Origin of the sequence: Citrobacter sp. CtB7.12, from assembly GCF_001297795.1 — a bacterium.
Taxonomy (GTDB): domain Bacteria; phylum Pseudomonadota; class Gammaproteobacteria; order Enterobacterales; family Enterobacteriaceae; genus Citrobacter_A; species Citrobacter_A amalonaticus.
Genome location: NZ_LIFT01000012.1, coordinates 1,672 through 17,751 on the forward strand (window position 1 = coordinate 1,672; position 16,080 = coordinate 17,751).

17 protein-coding genes and 1 other annotated feature are annotated in these 16,080 nt (G+C 52.6%); of the genes, 8 read left to right on the forward strand and 9 right to left on the reverse strand.

Annotation, left to right across the window (positions count from 1 at the left end; all coding sequences use genetic code 11):
* Positions 1-387 precede the first annotated feature (387 nt).
* The 3 genes from clpB to rluD form a co-directional block, all read right to left on the reverse strand.
* Positions 388-2,961 carry an ATP-dependent chaperone ClpB gene (gene clpB / locus AOY24_RS15255; protein ID WP_044255236.1) on the reverse strand — a complete coding sequence of 858 codons (2,574 nt, stop codon included), beginning with the start codon at positions 2,959-2,961 and terminating at the stop codon, positions 388-390.
* Between the two features lie 129 nt (positions 2,962-3,090).
* A complete protein-coding gene (gene yfiH, locus AOY24_RS15260; protein WP_054176915.1) occupies positions 3,091-3,822 on the reverse strand; it encodes a purine nucleoside phosphorylase YfiH in 732 nt (243 codons plus the stop codon).
* On the reverse strand, positions 3,819-4,799 hold the full coding sequence (gene rluD, locus AOY24_RS15265) for a 23S rRNA pseudouridine(1911/1915/1917) synthase RluD (protein WP_044255232.1): 981 nt from the start codon (positions 4,797-4,799) through the stop codon (positions 3,819-3,821). The genes yfiH and rluD overlap by 4 nt, the downstream gene beginning before the upstream one ends.
* A 131-nt stretch (positions 4,800-4,930) precedes the next feature.
* Between rluD and bamD the strand changes: the two genes are divergently transcribed.
* The 4 genes from bamD to pheA all read left to right on the forward strand — a co-directional run bounded on the left by bamD (position 4,931) and on the right by pheA (position 7,687).
* On the forward strand, positions 4,931-5,668 hold the full coding sequence (gene bamD, locus AOY24_RS15270; protein WP_044255229.1) for an outer membrane protein assembly factor BamD: 738 nt from the start codon (positions 4,931-4,933) through the stop codon (positions 5,666-5,668).
* Between the two features lie 270 nt (positions 5,669-5,938).
* Positions 5,939-6,277 carry a ribosome-associated translation inhibitor RaiA gene (gene raiA, locus AOY24_RS15275; RefSeq protein WP_003031244.1) on the forward strand — a complete coding sequence of 113 codons (339 nt, stop codon included), beginning with the start codon at positions 5,939-5,941 and terminating at the stop codon, positions 6,275-6,277.
* Positions 6,278-6,379: 102 nt separating this feature from the next.
* Positions 6,380-6,504: a sequence feature (Phe leader region), on the forward strand.
* The gene (gene pheL, locus AOY24_RS24990) at positions 6,381-6,428 is read left to right on the forward strand and encodes a pheA operon leader peptide PheL (RefSeq protein WP_001386991.1); all 48 of its coding nucleotides are present in this window, start codon (positions 6,381-6,383) and stop codon (positions 6,426-6,428) included. (Overlaps the previous feature by 48 nt.)
* Positions 6,505-6,526: 22 nt before the next feature.
* The gene (gene pheA, locus AOY24_RS15280) at positions 6,527-7,687 is read left to right on the forward strand and encodes a bifunctional chorismate mutase/prephenate dehydratase (protein WP_042999698.1); all 1,161 of its coding nucleotides are present in this window, start codon (positions 6,527-6,529) and stop codon (positions 7,685-7,687) included.
* Positions 7,688-7,788: 101 nt separating this feature from the next.
* Here pheA and tyrA read toward each other — a convergent pair whose 3' ends face one another.
* Positions 7,789-8,910, reverse strand: a complete 1,122-nt coding sequence (tyrA, locus tag AOY24_RS15285) for a bifunctional chorismate mutase/prephenate dehydrogenase (RefSeq protein ID WP_054176916.1) — start codon at positions 8,908-8,910, stop codon at positions 7,789-7,791.
* Between the two features lie 10 nt (positions 8,911-8,920).
* Entirely contained in the window at positions 8,921-9,991 is a 1,071-nt protein-coding gene (gene aroF / locus AOY24_RS15290; protein ID WP_054176917.1) for a 3-deoxy-7-phosphoheptulonate synthase AroF, read from the reverse strand.
* Positions 9,992-10,204: 213 nt separating this feature from the next.
* Between aroF and AOY24_RS15295 the strand changes: the two genes are divergently transcribed.
* The 4 genes from AOY24_RS15295 to AOY24_RS15310 all read left to right on the forward strand — a co-directional run bounded on the left by AOY24_RS15295 (position 10,205) and on the right by AOY24_RS15310 (position 12,952).
* Positions 10,205-10,579, forward strand: a complete 375-nt coding sequence (locus AOY24_RS15295; protein ID WP_044328072.1) for a DUF2799 domain-containing protein — start codon at positions 10,205-10,207, stop codon at positions 10,577-10,579.
* A gap of 140 nt (positions 10,580-10,719) precedes the next feature.
* Positions 10,720-11,238, forward strand: a complete 519-nt coding sequence (locus AOY24_RS15300) for a YfiR family protein (RefSeq protein ID WP_044255216.1) — start codon at positions 10,720-10,722, stop codon at positions 11,236-11,238.
* Positions 11,231-12,454 (forward strand): diguanylate cyclase DgcN, encoded by a 1,224-nt coding sequence (gene dgcN / locus AOY24_RS15305; RefSeq protein ID WP_044255213.1) that lies wholly within the window; start codon positions 11,231-11,233, stop codon positions 12,452-12,454. The genes AOY24_RS15300 and dgcN overlap by 8 nt, the downstream gene beginning before the upstream one ends.
* Positions 12,455-12,469: 15 nt before the next feature.
* Positions 12,470-12,952, forward strand: a complete 483-nt coding sequence (locus AOY24_RS15310) for an OmpA family protein (RefSeq protein ID WP_042999692.1) — start codon at positions 12,470-12,472, stop codon at positions 12,950-12,952.
* A 3-nt stretch (positions 12,953-12,955) separates the two neighbouring features.
* On the opposite strand, the gene AOY24_RS15315 is transcribed toward AOY24_RS15310, so the two are convergent.
* The 4 genes from AOY24_RS15315 to trmD form a co-directional block, all read right to left on the reverse strand.
* A complete protein-coding gene (locus AOY24_RS15315) occupies positions 12,956-14,314 on the reverse strand; it encodes a PepSY domain-containing protein (RefSeq protein WP_054176918.1) in 1,359 nt (452 codons plus the stop codon).
* A 56-nt stretch (positions 14,315-14,370) separates the two neighbouring features.
* Positions 14,371-14,787, reverse strand: a complete 417-nt coding sequence (locus AOY24_RS15320; RefSeq protein ID WP_042999690.1) for a DUF2946 domain-containing protein — start codon at positions 14,785-14,787, stop codon at positions 14,371-14,373.
* A 134-nt stretch (positions 14,788-14,921) separates the two neighbouring features.
* Complete coding sequence (rplS, locus tag AOY24_RS15325; RefSeq protein ID WP_012134695.1) at positions 14,922-15,269, reverse strand: 50S ribosomal protein L19; 348 nt, start codon at positions 15,267-15,269, stop codon at positions 14,922-14,924.
* Between the two features lie 40 nt (positions 15,270-15,309).
* Positions 15,310-16,077, reverse strand: coding sequence for a tRNA (guanosine(37)-N1)-methyltransferase TrmD (gene trmD, locus AOY24_RS15330; RefSeq protein WP_054176919.1), 768 nt, complete (start codon positions 16,075-16,077; stop codon positions 15,310-15,312).
* Positions 16,078-16,080 lie beyond the last annotated feature (3 nt).

The following is a 16,080-nucleotide window of genomic DNA, read 5'->3' on the forward strand; positions in this document are numbered from 1 at the left end:
CGACGTTAAGAATCCATGTCACTCTGAGTGCCCACACAGATTGTCTGATAAATTGTTAAAGAGCAGTGCCGCTTCGCTTTTTCTCAGCGGCGCGGGGTGTGCATAATACGCTTTCCCGCTTCAGAGTCAAGCATTTATTTCGCTTTTCTCTGTCGGTGTTCATCACTGGTTTTCACCGGAGAACCCTGCTGACCCGGCGGCTTGTGTGCCGTTGTTCCGTGTCAGTGGAGGCGCATTATAGGGAGTTATTTCGGGCTGACAAGTCAAAAATACAAAAAACTTATCGACTGCTCACTTTCCAGGCAAACCACTCTATAAACCATCATTTTAGCCTGTTTTTTAAACAAAAATGGGCTCCGAAGAGCCCATTAATTATTTCATCAAGAATTACTGTACTGCGACAATCCGATCGTCGTTTACCTCAAGACGAATCGTTTTGCCTGGAATTAACTCTCCAGACAGGATTTGCTGCGCCAGCGGGTTTTCGATCTGCTGCTGGATTGCACGTTTCAACGGACGCGCCCCATACACCGGATCATAACCATTTGCGCTCAGCAGTTTCAGCGCTTCATCAGAGATGTGGATTTCATAGCCACGCTCTTCCAGACGTTTGTACAGACGCTGCAGTTGGATCTGCGCAATAGACGCGATGTGTTGTTCACCCAACGGATGGAATACCACAACCTCATCTATACGGTTGATGAATTCCGGGCGGAAGTTGTGACTCACCACACCTAACACCAGATCTTTCATATGGCTGTAGTCGAGATCGCCAAAGCGTTCCTGAATCAAATCGGAACCCAGGTTAGAGGTCATAATGACCACCGTATTACGGAAGTCGACCGTTCTCCCCTGTCCATCGGTCAGACGACCATCATCCAGTACCTGCAGAAGAATGTTGAACACATCAGGATGCGCTTTCTCAACTTCATCAAGCAGAATAACGGAATAAGGACGACGACGAACCGCTTCTGTCAGGTAGCCACCCTCTTCATAACCGACATATCCCGGAGGCGCACCCACCAGACGTGATACGGAGTGTTTCTCCATAAACTCGGACATGTCGATCCGCACCATCGCGTCATCACTGTCAAACATAAAGTTTGCCAGCGCCTTACACAGCTCGGTTTTACCGACCCCGGTTGGGCCGAGGAACAGGAACGAGCCAATCGGGCGGTTTGGATCGGCAAGACCGGCACGGCTACGACGAATCGCATTCGATACGGCTTCGACCGCTTCATTCTGACCGATCACACGGCTATGTAACTCTTGCTCCATACGCAACAGTTTTTCGCGCTCGCCTTCCAGCATTCTCGCGACCGGAATACCGGTCCAGCGCGCCAGCACTTCGGCAATTTCCGCATCCGTCACTTTATTACGCAACAGACGCATGGTTTTACCTTCCGACTGCGTCGCGGCTTCCAGCTGTTTTTCCAGCTCAGGAATTTTACCGTATTGCAGTTCTGACATCCGCGCCAGATCGCCAACACGACGCGCCTGTTCAATAGCAATCTTCGCCTGTTCCAGCTCGGCTTTGATCGTTTGTGTTCCGGAGAGCGACGCTTTTTCCGCTTTCCACTCTTCTTCTAATTCAGAGTACTGACGCTCTTTATCATCCAGCTCTTCGTTAAGCATATCGAGGCGTTTTTTACTCGCCTCATCAGACTCTTTCATTAATGCCTGCTGCTCCAGCTTGAGCTGGATAATGCGGCGGTCGAGTCTGTCCAGTTCTTCCGGCTTAGAGTCAATCTGCATACGGATGCTGGATGCCGCTTCATCGATCAGGTCGATGGCTTTATCCGGCAACTGGCGATCGGCAATGTAACGATGAGACAGCGTGGCGGCCGCGACGATTGCCGGGTCAGTAATCTGCACATGGTGATGCAGTTCATAACGTTCTTTCAGACCACGCAGTATCGCAATGGTATCTTCCACTGACGGCTCAGCCACGAACACTTTCTGGAAACGACGTTCCAGCGCCGCATCTTTTTCGATGTACTGCCGATACTCGTCGAGCGTAGTCGCCCCTACGCAGTGCAGTTCCCCACGCGCCAGCGCCGGTTTCAGCATGTTCCCGGCATCCATTGCGCCATCCGCTTTACCTGCGCCCACCATGGTGTGCAATTCGTCGATAAACAGGATGACATTCCCTTCCTGTTTGGCAAGATCGTTGAGTACGCCTTTTAAGCGTTCTTCAAATTCACCGCGGTATTTTGCCCCTGCCACCAGCGCGCCCATATCCAGCGCCAGTACGCGACGGCCTTTTAACCCTTCAGGGACTTCACCATTAATGATTCGCTGTGCCAGTCCTTCAACAATCGCCGTTTTACCGACACCAGGCTCACCGATTAACACCGGGTTGTTTTTTGTACGACGCTGCAGAACCTGAATGGTCCGGCGGATCTCTTCATCACGGCCGATAACCGGGTCAAGTTTGCCCTGCTCGGCACGCTCAGTCAGATCGACAGTGTATTTTTTCAAGGCCTGACGTTGGTCTTCAGCCCCCTGGTCGTTCACGCTTTCACCTCCACGCATTTGTTCAATTGCCTGAGTAATATTCGCGGTCGTTGCGCCAGCCGATTTCAGTAAATCGGGCAGTGTGCCACGCGACTCAAGCGCCGCCAGAACGAACAGTTCTGACGAAATAAAGTTGTCCCCTCGCTTTTGCGCCAGCTTGTCGCAAAGATTCAGAACACGCATCAGATCCTGAGAGGGCTGGACGTCGCCGCCAGTGCCTTCCACCTGCGGTAAACGACTCAGCGCCTGATCGATGGCGGTGCGTAACTGTCCGGCATTAATACCGGCAGAGGTTAATAAAGGACGTACCGATCCCCCTTCCTGATTCAGCAAGGCGCTCATTAAATGAAGAGGTTCGATGAATTGGTTGTCGTGCCCCAGTGCGAGCGACTGGGCATCGGCAAGAGCAAGCTGGAATTTGTTAGTAAGACGATCCAGACGCATAACTCCTCCCATAACAGGTCAAATTTGCTACTGGAGATTAAATGAGGTCATCCCTCAATTATTCAAGGTTATTGACCTGAATTATGTGAAAAGAAAATTACACGTACCGGATCGTCTTGATTCTTTAGGTTATATCAGCCAAATAAAACTTGCCATACGCCCCGTGGTCTTGTCGCGACGATAAGAGAAGAAAGTCTCATTTTCACTAAAAGTACAGCGGTCGCCGCCATAAATTTGCTCAACGCCGACATTTGCCAGGCGCTGACGGGCAAGCTGATAAATATTCGCCAGATATTTTTCGCCGTGAGGCTCAAAGGCTTCATGCGCATTAGTCTCTTTGGCGATAAACGCCTCGCGCACCTCAGGTCCGACTTCAAACGCCGCAGGACCAATCGCCGGGCCTAACCAGGCAAGAATATTTTCAGGCTTATCAGCAAAGCAGGCCACCGTCTCTTCCAGTACGCCTTCACATAATCCACGCCAGCCCGCATGGGCTGCCGCCACCTCCGTTCCTGCCCGATTACAAAAGAGTACGGGCAGACAGTCTGCCGTCATTACCGCACAAACGGTACCCGGCGTATTACTGTATGACGCATCCGCCCGTTTAGAGGCGTAAGGCTCGCCGGTCAGCTTCAGGACGTCTTTTCCATGCACCTGTTCCAGCCAGACCGGTTTTGAAGGCAGATTGCCCGCAGCAAACAGGCGTCTGCGGTTCTCTTCGACATGCTCCGGGTTATCGCCACAGTGGGCGCCCAGGTTTAAGGCATCATACGGCGGCAAACTCACACCACCGGTACGGGTCGAACTGCAGGCCGCCACACCGTTCGGCAGAGGCCACTGCGGGACAATAAGCTCATTCATAGCCAGGCCACATCATCCTTATGCTCTTCGAAATCCGCACGCATCGCGTCAATCAGTTCCACCATATCCTGTGGGATCGGCGCATGCCATTCCATTTCGATACCGGAAATCGGGTGATACAGACGCAGCATGGTGGCATGTAGCGCCTGACGGTCGAATTTACGCAATGTCGAGATAAATGTCTCCGACGCGCCTTTCGGCGGACGTGGACGGCCACCGTATACCTGATCGCCCACCAGCGGATGGGTAATATGCGCCATATGCACGCGGATCTGGTGCGTACGTCCGGTCTCCAGACGCAAGCGCAGACGCGTGTGCACACGGAAGTGTTCCATGATGCGATAGTGCGTGACCGCTGGTTTACCCATCGGATGCACCGCCATATGAGTACGCTTCGTCGGGTGACGGCTGATAGGTTCTTCCACCGTGCCGCCAGCCGTCATATGACCGATCGCTACCGCTTCGTATTCACGGGTAATCTCACGCAGTTGCAGCGCTTCCACCAGCCGCGTTTGCGCCGGAACGGTTTTCGCCACTACCATCAGCCCGGTGGTGTCTTTATCCAGGCGATGGACAATACCTGCGCGTGGGACATCAGCAATTGGCGGATAATAATGCAGTAATGCATTCAGAACCGTGCCGTCCGGGTTGCCCGCGCCAGGATGAACAACCAGATCGCGTGGCTTGTTGATAACAATGATGTCATCATCTTCATAAACGATATCCAGTGGGATATCCTGAGGCTCGAAGCGGATTTCTTCATCGATTTCAGCATCGATGGCGACCCGTTCTCCGCCTAACACTTTTTCTTTTGGTTTGTCGCAAAGTTTACCGTTGACCAGCACGCGCCGATCAAGAATCCAATCTTTTATGCGCGATCGCGAATAATCAGGGAACATTTCGGCCAAAGCTTGATCTAAGCGTTGACCGAGTTGATTTTCGGATACCGTTGCGGTGAGTTGTACTCGTTGTGCCATATACAGCTTCTTCGTTTAACGTTGGGTTTTACGGCTTTGCCGTTTAATATAGTGTGCTATTGTAGCTGGTCTTAACCGGGAGCAGGAACAGAGAATCTCCCGTAAAACATTTTGAGGAAAGTCAAAACGTCATGACGCGCATGAAATATCTGGTGGCAGCAGCCACGTTGAGCCTGTTTTTGGCGGGTTGCTCTGGTTCAAAGGAAGAGGTGCCCGATAATCCGCCTAATGAAATCTACGCGACTGCTCAGCAAAAGCTGCAGGACGGTAACTGGAAACAGGCAATAACGCAATTGGAAGCGTTGGATAACCGCTATCCATTTGGTCCTTATTCTCAGCAGGTGCAGTTAGATCTCATCTACGCCTACTACAAAAACGCCGATCTGCCGCTTGCTCAGGCTGCCATCGATCGCTTTATCCGCCTGAATCCAACTCATCCTAACATTGATTATGTCATGTATATGCGTGGCCTGACCAATATGGCGTTAGATGACAGCGCATTACAAGGGTTCTTTGGTGTTGATCGTAGCGACCGTGACCCTCAGCATGCGCGAGCTGCGTTCAATGACTTTTCGAAACTGGTTCGCGGTTATCCGAACAGCCAGTACACCACCGACGCCACCAAACGTCTGGTGTTCCTGAAAGATCGTCTGGCGAAATATGAGTACTCCGTTGCGGATTATTACACTCAGCGCGGTGCATGGGTTGCCGTGGTTAACCGTGTAGAAGGTATGCTGCGCGATTTCCCGGATACGCAGGCAACGCGTGATGCCCTGCCGTTGATGGAAAATGCCTATCGCGAAATGCAGATGACGGCGCAGGCTGACAAAGTGGCGAAGATTATCGCCGCTAACAGCAGCAACACCTGATCGATTTTCAGATGCAAAAACGGCAGCGCTGAGCTGCCGTTTTTTTATCCGTTTCGCGTCGTGGCGCTGATGACTTTTGCGTGACGCAACTCATCAAATATGGCCTGCTTTCTGGCTTTCCTCAAGTTAAAAATCACCTCTTCCTGCGATAACTCACAAAAAGGTACCCTTGACAAAAAGTGACAAAATAATGTGATTTAAATCACACATTTTGACATTAGGAACGGTATGCTGGAATCACCAAGACGGGAAAGACAAGAGGTAAAATTTATGACAATGAACATTACCAGTAAACAAATGGAAATTACTCCGGCAATTCGCCAACATGTCGCAGACCGTCTCGCCAAACTTGAAAAATGGCAAACCCATCTCATTAATCCACATATCATTCTGTCCAAGGAGCCACAGGGTTTCATTGCTGATGCCACCATCAATACACCGAACGGACATCTGGTCGCCAGCGCAAAACACGAAGATATGTATACCGCTATTAACGATTTGATCAACAAGCTGGAACGGCAGCTCAATAAAGTGCAGCACAAAGGCGAAGCCCGTCGTGCAACAACTTCAGTAAAAGACGCCAACTTCGTCGAAGCAGAAGAAGAGTAGTCCCTTACATTGAGTGTATCGCCAACGCGCCTTCGGGCGCGTTTTTTGTTGACAGGGTGAAAACAGTACGGGTACTTTACTGACATCACTTAAGGAAACTGATATGAAACACACTCCGTTCTTCTTCGCATTCTTTTTTACCTTCCCCTGAATGGGAGGCTTTCGTCGTGTGAAAAAGAATGCGAAGACGAACAATAAGGCCTCCCACACCGGGGGGCCTTTTTTATTGATAACAATAAAGGCAACACTATGACATCGGAAAACCCATTACTGGCGCTGCGCGATAAAATCAGCGCGTTGGATGCAAAATTACTGGCGTTACTGGCCGAGCGACGTGGGCTGGCAGTTGAAGTCGGCAAAGCCAAGCTTGAATCCCATCGCCCGGTACGGGATATCGACCGCGAGCGCGATCTCCTGGACAGATTGATTACGCTTGGCAAAGCCCATCATCTGGATGCGCACTACATCACCCGCCTTTTTCAACTCATCATCGAAGACTCCGTTCTCACCCAGCAGGCGCTGCTCCAGCAACATCTGAATAAGATCAACCCGCATTCTGCGCGCGTGGCGTTCCTGGGACCAAAAGGCTCTTACTCACATCTTGCGGCACGTCAGTACGCTGCCCGTCACTTTGAGCAGTTTATTGAGAGCGGTTGTACAAAGTTTGCCGATATCTTTAATCAGGTTGAAACCGGCCAGGCCGATTACGCAGTTGTACCGATTGAAAACACCAGTTCGGGTGGGATTAACGATGTCTACGATCTGCTCCAGCACACCAGTCTCTCCATTGTGGGTGAGATGACGGTGACTATCGATCACTGCGTGCTGGTTTCCGGTACCACGGACCTCGACACCATTGAGACGGTGTACAGCCACCCGCAGCCGTTCCAGCAGTGCAGCAAGTTCCTCAGTCGTTATCCGCACTGGAAAATTGAATACACCGAAAGCACATCCGCCGCAATGGAAAAGGTCGCTCAGGCGAACTCTCCGCACGTTGCTGCGCTCGGAAGCGAAGCCGGTGGCGTGCTGCATGGTTTACAGGTTCTTGAACGTATCGAGGCGAATCAGACGCAAAATATCACGCGTTTCATCGTGCTGGCGCGTAAAGCAATCAATGTTTCTGACCAGGTGCCAGCCAAAACAACGCTGCTGATGGCGACAGGACAACAGGCGGGCGCGCTGGTGGAAGCGCTACTGGTGATGCGTAACCACAATCTGATCATGACCAAACTGGAATCCCGCCCCATACACGGCAATCCGTGGGAAGAGATGTTTTATCTCGACATCCAGGCCAATCTGGAATCCCCACAGATGCAGAAGGCGCTCAAGGAGTTGGGCGAGATTACTCGCTCCATGAAGGTGTTGGGTTGCTATCCCAGTGAGAACGTGGTGCCAGTCGATCCGAGCTAACGTGCAACAAGGCCGGAGGGCGTATGCCTGTCCGGCCTGTTGTTTATGTTGCATAGGCTGGATAAGGCACTTTAGCGGCGCTATCCGGCATAATCCTGCCATTACTGTCGACTGTCATTCGCCTGGCGTAACAGCGTACGACTTTCGCTCTGGAAGCGCTTCGCGTAGTCACCGAACCAGTGCTCCACTTTGCGGAAGCTGTCGATAAACGCCTGTTTATCTCCCTGCTCCAGCAAACTGATCGCTTCGCCAAAACGTTTGTAATAGCGCTTAATCAGTGCCAGATTGCTCTCCGACGACATAATGATATCGGCGTAAAGCTGTGGGTCCTGAGCAAACAGCCGCCCCACCATCGCCAGTTCAAGGCGATAAATCGGAGAAGAGAGCGCCAGCAACTGTTCAAGCTGCACGTTTTCTTCTGCCAGATGTAGACCATAAGCAAAGGTCGCAAAGTGACGAAGCGCCTGAATGAACGCCATGTTCTGATCGTGCTCGACGGCGCTAATACGGTGCAGCCGCGCGCCCCAGACCTGAATCTGCTCCAGGAACCACTGATAAGCTTCCGGATGACGTCCATCGCACCAGACCACCACCTGCTTTGCCAGGCTGCCGCTGTCCGGGCCAAACATCGGGTGCAGACCGAGTACCGGCCCGTCGTGCGCCGCCAGCATTGCCTGTAAAGGACCGTTTTTCACCGACGCCAGATCGACCAGGATACAGTCGGCGGGCAACGGCGGTAATTTTGCGATCACCTGTTCCGTCAGATGGATCGGGACACTCACGATCACCATGCCGGCATCCGCGACGATCTCCTGCGCGCGCTCCCAGTCATGCTGTTCGAGGATCCGCACCTGATAACCCGACAGGGTGAGCATTTTCTCGAACAACCGTCCCATCTGACCGCCACCGCCGACAATCACCACCGGGCGCAGCGAAGGACACAGCGTCTTAAACCCTTTATCGTTCTCACTGGAATAGGATTCACGCATCACTCGACGCAGTACGTCTTCAATCAGATCTGGCGGTACGCCGAGCGCTTCCGCTTCGGCTCGGCGCGAAGCCAGCATTGAGGCTTCGCGTTCCGGTACATAAATCGGCAGGCCAAAGCGGCTTTTGACTTCCCCGACCTCTGCCACCAGTTCCAGACGGCGCGCCAGCAAATCCAGCAGCGCCTTGTCTACTTCATCAATTTGATCGCGTAACGCGGTCAATTCAGCAACCATAACGAACCTCTTAAGCCTGGCGCGCCGCCAACTGGCTGTTCAAATCTTTGTTAATTTCACGCAGTAACGCGTCCGTCATTTCCCAACTGATGCAGGCATCGGTAACGGATACGCCGTACTTCATTTCGCTGCGCGGTTGTTCGGAGGACTGGTTGCCTTCGTGAATATTACTTTCAATCATCAGGCCGATGATTGAGCGGTTGCCATCTTTAATTTGCGCAACCACCGACTCCGCCACGGCAGGCTGACGACGGTAATCTTTATTGGAATTACCATGACTGCAATCTACCATCAGTGACGGCCGCAGTCCCGCCTGCTCCATCTCTTTTTCGCACTGGGCGACATCTGCCGGGCTGTAGTTAGGCGCTTTGCCGCCGCGCAGGATCACATGCCCGTCCGGGTTGCCCTGGGTTTGCAACAGCGCAACCTGACCTGCCTGGTTAATACCGACAAAACGGTGCGATTGCGCCGCCGCGCGCATGGCATTGATCGCCGTCGCCAGGCTGCCGTCGGTGCCGTTTTTGAAGCCCACCGGCATCGACAGACCCGATGCCATTTCACGGTGCGTTTGCGATTCCGTGGTTCGCGCGCCAATCGCAGACCAGCTAAACAGATCGCCCAGGTACTGCGGGCTGTTCGGATCCAGCGCTTCCGTCGCCAGCGGCAGTCCCATGTTGACCAGTTCAAGCAGCAGTTGACGCGCAATTTTCAGACCTGCTTCAACGTCAAAAGAGCCATCCATATGAGGATCGTTAATTAACCCTTTCCAGCCAACGGTAGTACGGGGTTTTTCAAAATAGACGCGCATCACCAGATAGAGGCTATCGCTGACCTCTGCGGCAAGGGCTTTAAATCGACGAGCATATTCCAGGGCCGTTTCAGGATCGTGAATGGAGCACGGACCGCACACCACTAACAGACGCGGATCGCGACCGGCAATGATGTCAGAAATGGTTTTGCGGGACTGGGCGATTTGCGCCTCTTGCGCCAGGCTCAGCGGGAATTCCGCTTTAAGTTGTTCCGGGGTCATCAGAACCTGTTCGTCGGTAATATGTACGTTGTTAAGCGCGTCTTTTTGCATGATGGCGATCCTGTTTTAGCTCGTTTGCGATAGTTTTCCTCAGTGAGGATGACGTAACGATAACACAACGAGTAAAGATATCAATCCAAAATACGTAAACATTACGTTACAGAATCGACATTTGTTCGATTTAAAGCCCATCACATCGTACATAATAATTTACACACGGTTATTGTACGGTCCGCTATGCTTTGAAAAACAGGAGAACGAGCAATGACGAGAAGAGTCAGTATCGCAGTCATTTTTCTGCTTAGTGGCTGCCAGATCGATCCTTACACCCACGCGCCAACATGGACCAGTACCAACTGGTATGACGCCGGTATCGAAGATGCAATTTCCGGCGTTGCGGTTAAAGATAATGAAACGCTGGCCGATAGCTTTAACGACCCGGAGGTGGATCGTTCGCAATACCTCAACGGTTATGCAGAAGGTCAGCGTAAAACCTGTCAGCAAAATTTTGTCTATGCCAGAGGCGTAACGGGGAAAACCTTCCCTGCCAGTTGCGATACCGTAGAAAATGCCAGCCAGTTGCGTGAAGCATGGCAACACGGTGCCGATGAAAATGCTGGCTCAATACGTCTGAATTAATATTTAGTCAGATTTAGCTTAAGGCGTATACGTTAATCTACAAGGTATAATGACGCTCCGCAAAAATAATGCTATTTTGCTTTAAACAAAACATGGATGTATTTTGATGACTGATAAAAGATGCTGGTGAGGAAATCGTTATGTCCGCTTCTCACCGATGCCTGATGCTGCTGGTGCTCTTACTGGCAGGATCGCCAGTTTTTGCAAATGACATCCCTGATGCGGCGAAGAACGTTCGCACCATGGTCTCTGGCATTGTCAGCTATACGCGCTGGCCTGCCCTCTCAGGGCCACCCAGACTGTGTATTTTCTCGTCTTCCCGGTTCGTCAACGTCCTGGGAGACAGCAGTGATACGTCGCTGCCTTATCAACCTGTTATTATTTACACCGAACAAGAAGCATTAACTGCGCGTTGTGATGGTGTTTATTTCGGCAGCGAATCTCCCACTGCTCAGGTTGAATTAGCGAATAAATATCCGTCTAAGGCGTTGTTATTAATTGCAGAACAGAATGCCGAATGCATTATTGGCAGCACCTTTTGTCTGATTATTAACAATAATGATGTCAGATTCGCCGTTAATCTGGATTCCTTGTCACGCAGTGGCGTAAGAGTCAATCCGGATGTATTGATGCTCGCACGGAATAATAAAAATGGATAAGGATCTTTCCCCAACCCCCCGTCCCACATTTAAGCGAGCGTTGCGACGCATTAACATCACCAGCGTGATCGTGACCATGACCTTGATCTGGCTGCTGCTATGTGTGGCCTCGGTGCTGACGTTAAAACAGTATGCACAAAGGAACCTTGAGCTCACGGCGGCGACAATGACCCATAGTCTGGAAGCTGCGCTGGTATTCGCCGATGATGCCGCCGCCGCAGAAACGCTGGCCGCGCTCGGCCAACAGGGGCAATTTTCCGCCGCTGAGGTTCGCGACAATAATCAGAATGTCATTGCCTCCTGGCGCTACAACGCGCTGGAGAACGACGATAAGCTAGGGGATTTTATTAGTCACTGGCTCTTTCCCTTCCCCGTCGCCCAGCCCGTCTGGCACAGTGGTGAAATTATCGGTGAAGTTCGACTTACCGCACGCGACAGCTTAATCAGCCACTTCATCTGGCTTTCTCTGGCGGTACTTACCGGGTCGATTCTGCTGGCCTCCGGTATTGCCATTTTGCTGACGCGTCACCTGCACCGTGGTGTGGTTGAGGCGCTGCAAAATATCACCGAGGTGGTGCACGATGTGCGTACCAACCGTAACTTCTCCCGCCGCGTCTCTGAAGAGCGGATTGAAGAGTTCCACAATTTTGCCCAGGACTTCAACAGCCTGCTGGATGAAATGGAAGAGTGGCAGCTGCGTTTGCAGGCCAAAAATGCACAATTATTGCGAACGGCGCTGCACGATCCGCTGACCGGGCTGGCAAACCGGGCGGCGTTCCGGAGCAGCATCAGCGCCCTGATGAACGACAATTCAGCCCGTAGCAGCTCAGCGCTTCTGTTTCTTGATGGCGATAACTTCAAATTTATAAATGATACCTGGGGACATGCCGCAGGCGATCGCGTGCTGATTGAAGTCGCCAGACGACTGGCTGAATTTGGCGGCAACCGCCATATTCCTTATCGCCTCGGCGGAGATGAGTTTGCCGTCGTGCTTTACGGCGTCCATTCAGACTATGAAGTCCAGCGAATCAGCGCCGCGCTGTCACAAGAGTTTAATCGTCCTTTTGACCTGCATAACGGACATTTAGTCAGTATGACACTGAGTATGGGTTACGCGCTGACCTGGGAGCACGCTTCCGCCGAGAAATTACAAGAACTGGCCGATCGTAATATGTATCAGGCTAAACATCAGCGCGCTGTGCGCTCGATAAAATAAAAAAGGAATGCACACATGCTTAAGCGTCTTTTATCCCCATTCATTCTTGCCACGCTACTGCTGGCAGGCTGTCAGGCTCCACAGGGCAAATTCACCCCTGAGCAGATAGCAGCCATGCAATCGTACGGATTTACTGAATCCGCGGGAGACTGGTCCCTGGGGCTTTCCGACACTATCCTGTTTGATAAGAATGACTACAAACTGCGTGCGGAAAGCCAGCAGCAGATTCAGTCGATGGCCGCTCGTCTGGCTTCAGTCGGTCTGAATCATGCGCGTATGGATGGGCATACCGATAACTATGGCGAGGACAGCTACAATGAGGCGTTATCACTCAAGCGCGCCAATGTCGTGGCGGACGCGTGGTCAGAAGGTGCGAAGATTCCGCGCACCAATCTGACCACTCAGGGATTAGGGAAAAAATACCCCATCGCCAGCAACCAGTCGGCGAAAGGTCGCGCTGAAAACCGCCGTGTCGCCGTGGTCATCAGCACGCCTTAGTCCTCAGTCGGCTGGCTGCACGATTCCCGCGCGTGACGCGTGAACCCAGCGCAGCCAGTCGACCAGCATAAACAGCAGCAGACTCCCCCCCAGCACCGGCATTGCCAGTCCGAGCGTCATCGCCAGTAACCCAACACCTGTACGCCCCCAAACGCTCAACATGAGCCAGCTTTGAACCAGCGTCTGCGCCGGACTGGCTGATGGGCCCGCAGGACGGCGAATCCACCACAGCCGATAACCAATCACGATCATCAGGCAAAGGCCAACGCCAAAACCGATCAGCAGTAATTGGTTCGGCAATCCCAGCAGAATGCCCATATGAAAATCGACGCCCCAGCGCGTCAACTTCGCCATCAGCGGGAAGTCGGCAAATCGGGTATGGTCAGTCACCTGAAGCGTCGTCGGGTCAACGGCAACGGCATCAACCTGCGTAGGCCATCGGCGATCGATTTCCGTTACCGTCCACCCGTGCTGCGCATCCTTCGGCGGACGAATTTCCATCCGAAGCGCATTGAGGCCAGCCGTCTGCGCAGTTTGTAATACGGTATCGAACTGACGGATATTCACCTGAGCCGCAGGCATCTCCCTGCCGCCATGGTGGCCTGCGTGCTCATCATGAAGCGGGCGAGCACCATGAAGTTGAGCGTTAAGCTGTGGCGTCAGCCAGCCAAACGCGGCGCGCATTTTATCCACATTGCCGCCTGCCCACTGCGACCAGGTCAGTCCGGTTGCTGAAAACAGCAGCATTCCGACTAACAACAGCCATCCCAGCGTAACGTGCAAGCGACGGTGGTTTTGAACCGGATTGTTCAACCGGCGCCGGGGTCGCGTTACTGACCAGAGTGTAATACCGCCCAGCGCCGCCACCCACATCCAGGATGCCGCCAGTTCACTGTAGAGACGCCCGACCTCCCCCAACAATAGCGAACGGTGGGCATAATCAATCCACTGCCGCAGCGGCAGGATACCGCTGGTGCCGTACACCGGCATATCGCCTTTCACGGCCAGGGTTACCGGATCGATAAAAATGGCCCGATGTTCAGAAGCCGCCAGCGCAGGGTCGGCAAACATGACGCGCGTTGTATCGCCCGGCTCCAGTCCAGGGCGGACGGCGTGCAGGCGCAGGTGCCCACCGGTCACCTGCTGCGCGATCGCAACCTGTGCCGCCAGCAATTGCGGCTCTCCCTGCGTCGTCCCGTTAAGTGCCTGAGCGTAAATGGCCTCTTCCAGTTGCGGCGTCGCCACATACAACGTGCCGGTCAGTGCGGCAACAAAGATAAATGGCCCGACAAACAGGCCGATATAGAAATGAAGGCGTCGCAGCAGGGTTATCCATGCCGCGCGCGGTGTGCAGGTTGTCATACTTTTCCTCAGAAAAAGCAAAAGAGTATCGTGACGCTTATGCGTCAATCTTATTTTCAGTAACAGGAAAGTGAGGACCTGCGCGGCGGCGCGCGCGTATCAGGATACAGCCAGGGGAAGAAATACCAGTGTTTTACCGTCGGACGAGTGGGTTGACATTGCACTCTGAGCAGAACGCCGCAGAGCAGAATCATCATCGCCAGGATAAGCCCTGGAACATGAGCCAGTAATACACAATAGCCACAGGCTTCGCCGTGATCGACAGGTATCGGAATGGAAGGAGAATCACCGTGATGCCCGGTGTGCTTCGCCATCGAACTCATCTCATGATGCATACCCGGCATCGCGCTCATTGGATCTTTTTGCAGTGCAACGGAGATTAGCGGGGCAATGACAATCAGCAGGATCGCAAACAACGCGAGACATGCCGCGTGCCGCTGAAAACCTGACTGACGAAATTTACCGTTATTCACTGTCCCTCCCGCAGAGAACGAGGGGCATTGTAAATGATTTATGAACTGAAGGTTAACGTTGTGAGTGTTACGGAGATAAAAAAGGGCCAGCCAACTGGCCAGCCCCTCTAACAGGATGTCGCCTGAGCGATATCTTAGTTAAGACGCTCTTTGATACGAGCTGCCTTACCAGTACGCTCACGCAGGTAGTACAGTTTAGCTTTACGAACGGCACCACGACGTTTAACAGCAATGCTGTCAACAACCGGAGAGTGAGTCTGGAAGACACGCTCAACGCCTTCGCCGTTGGAAATTTTACGAACAGTGAATGCAGAGTGCAGACCGCGGTTACGAATAGCGATAACCACGCCCTCGAATGCCTGCAGACGTTTTTTGGAACCTTCAACAACCCATACTTTCACTTCCACGGTATCACCCGGACGGAAGGAAGGTACGTCCTGCTTCATCTGCTCTTGTTCAAGTTGCTTAATAATGTTGCTCATAATTTAATCTCTTATCCTGGGTAAACTGATAATCGGGGGCTTACGCCATCCCATCATGTTTATGTTGCTGTTGCGCGTGTTCCGTTTTGAACTCCGCCAGCAACCTTGCTTGCTCTTCAGTCAGAGCCAGGTTTTCCAGAAGTTCAGGTCTTCTAAGCCAGGTGCGACCCAGCGACTGTTTCAAGCGCCAGCGACGTATCTCAGCATGGTTTCCTGACAGTAACACTGCCGGGACGTCCATCTCTTCTAACACTTCAGGTCGGGTATAGTGCGGGCAGTCCAGCAATCCATCCGCAAAGGAATCTTCCGTTGCCGATGCCTCATGACCCAGAACCCCCGGAATAAACCGGGAAACGGAGTCAATCAGTACCATTGCCGGTAACTCGCCACCGCTGAGAACGTAATCGCCAATTGACCATTCTTCGTCAATTTCGGTTTGGATCACGCGCTCATCTATGCCTTCGTAGCGACCACAGACCAGAATCAGCTTTTGATTCGTAGCCAGTTCGCTGACGCCTGCTTGATCAAGCTTGCGTCCCTGAGGTGACAGATAAATCACCTTAGCGCCTTCACCCGCCGCGCTTTTTGCTGCATGAATGGCATCCCGTAAGGGTTGTACCATCATTAACATCCCCGGTCCGCCGCCGTAAGGACGATCGTCCACGGTACGGTGCCGGTCATGCGTGAAGTCACGAGGACTCCAGCTCTGAATGTTCAGCAGGCCATTTTTAACAGCCCGGCCAGTTACCCCGTAATCGGTAATTGCACGAAACATTTCTGGAAACAGGCTAACGATACCTATATACACAAG

Coding starts and splice junctions, on each gene's coding strand:
- raiA (WP_003031244.1), top strand. CDS start 5,939: ATGACAATGAACATTACCAGTAAACAAATGGAAATTACTCCGGCAATT.
- rplS (WP_012134695.1), bottom strand. CDS start 15,269: ATGAGCAACATTATTAAGCAACTTGAACAAGAGCAGATGAAGCAGGAC.
- tyrA (WP_054176916.1), bottom strand. CDS start 8,910: ATGGTTGCTGAATTGACCGCGTTACGCGATCAAATTGATGAAGTAGAC.
- AOY24_RS15315 (WP_054176918.1), bottom strand. CDS start 14,314: ATGACAACCTGCACACCGCGCGCGGCATGGATAACCCTGCTGCGACGC.
- AOY24_RS15295 (WP_044328072.1), top strand. CDS start 10,205: ATGACGAGAAGAGTCAGTATCGCAGTCATTTTTCTGCTTAGTGGCTGC.
- clpB (WP_044255236.1), bottom strand. CDS start 2,961: ATGCGTCTGGATCGTCTTACTAACAAATTCCAGCTTGCTCTTGCCGAT.
- yfiH (WP_054176915.1), bottom strand. CDS start 3,822: ATGAATGAGCTTATTGTCCCGCAGTGGCCTCTGCCGAACGGTGTGGCG.
- AOY24_RS15300 (WP_044255216.1), top strand. CDS start 10,720: ATGTCCGCTTCTCACCGATGCCTGATGCTGCTGGTGCTCTTACTGGCA.
- dgcN (WP_044255213.1), top strand. CDS start 11,231: ATGGATAAGGATCTTTCCCCAACCCCCCGTCCCACATTTAAGCGAGCG.
- aroF (WP_054176917.1), bottom strand. CDS start 9,991: ATGCAAAAAGACGCGCTTAACAACGTACATATTACCGACGAACAGGTT.
- bamD (WP_044255229.1), top strand. CDS start 4,931: ATGACGCGCATGAAATATCTGGTGGCAGCAGCCACGTTGAGCCTGTTT.
- pheA (WP_042999698.1), top strand. CDS start 6,527: ATGACATCGGAAAACCCATTACTGGCGCTGCGCGATAAAATCAGCGCG.
- rluD (WP_044255232.1), bottom strand. CDS start 4,799: ATGGCACAACGAGTACAACTCACCGCAACGGTATCCGAAAATCAACTC.
- AOY24_RS15310 (WP_042999692.1), top strand. CDS start 12,470: ATGCTTAAGCGTCTTTTATCCCCATTCATTCTTGCCACGCTACTGCTG.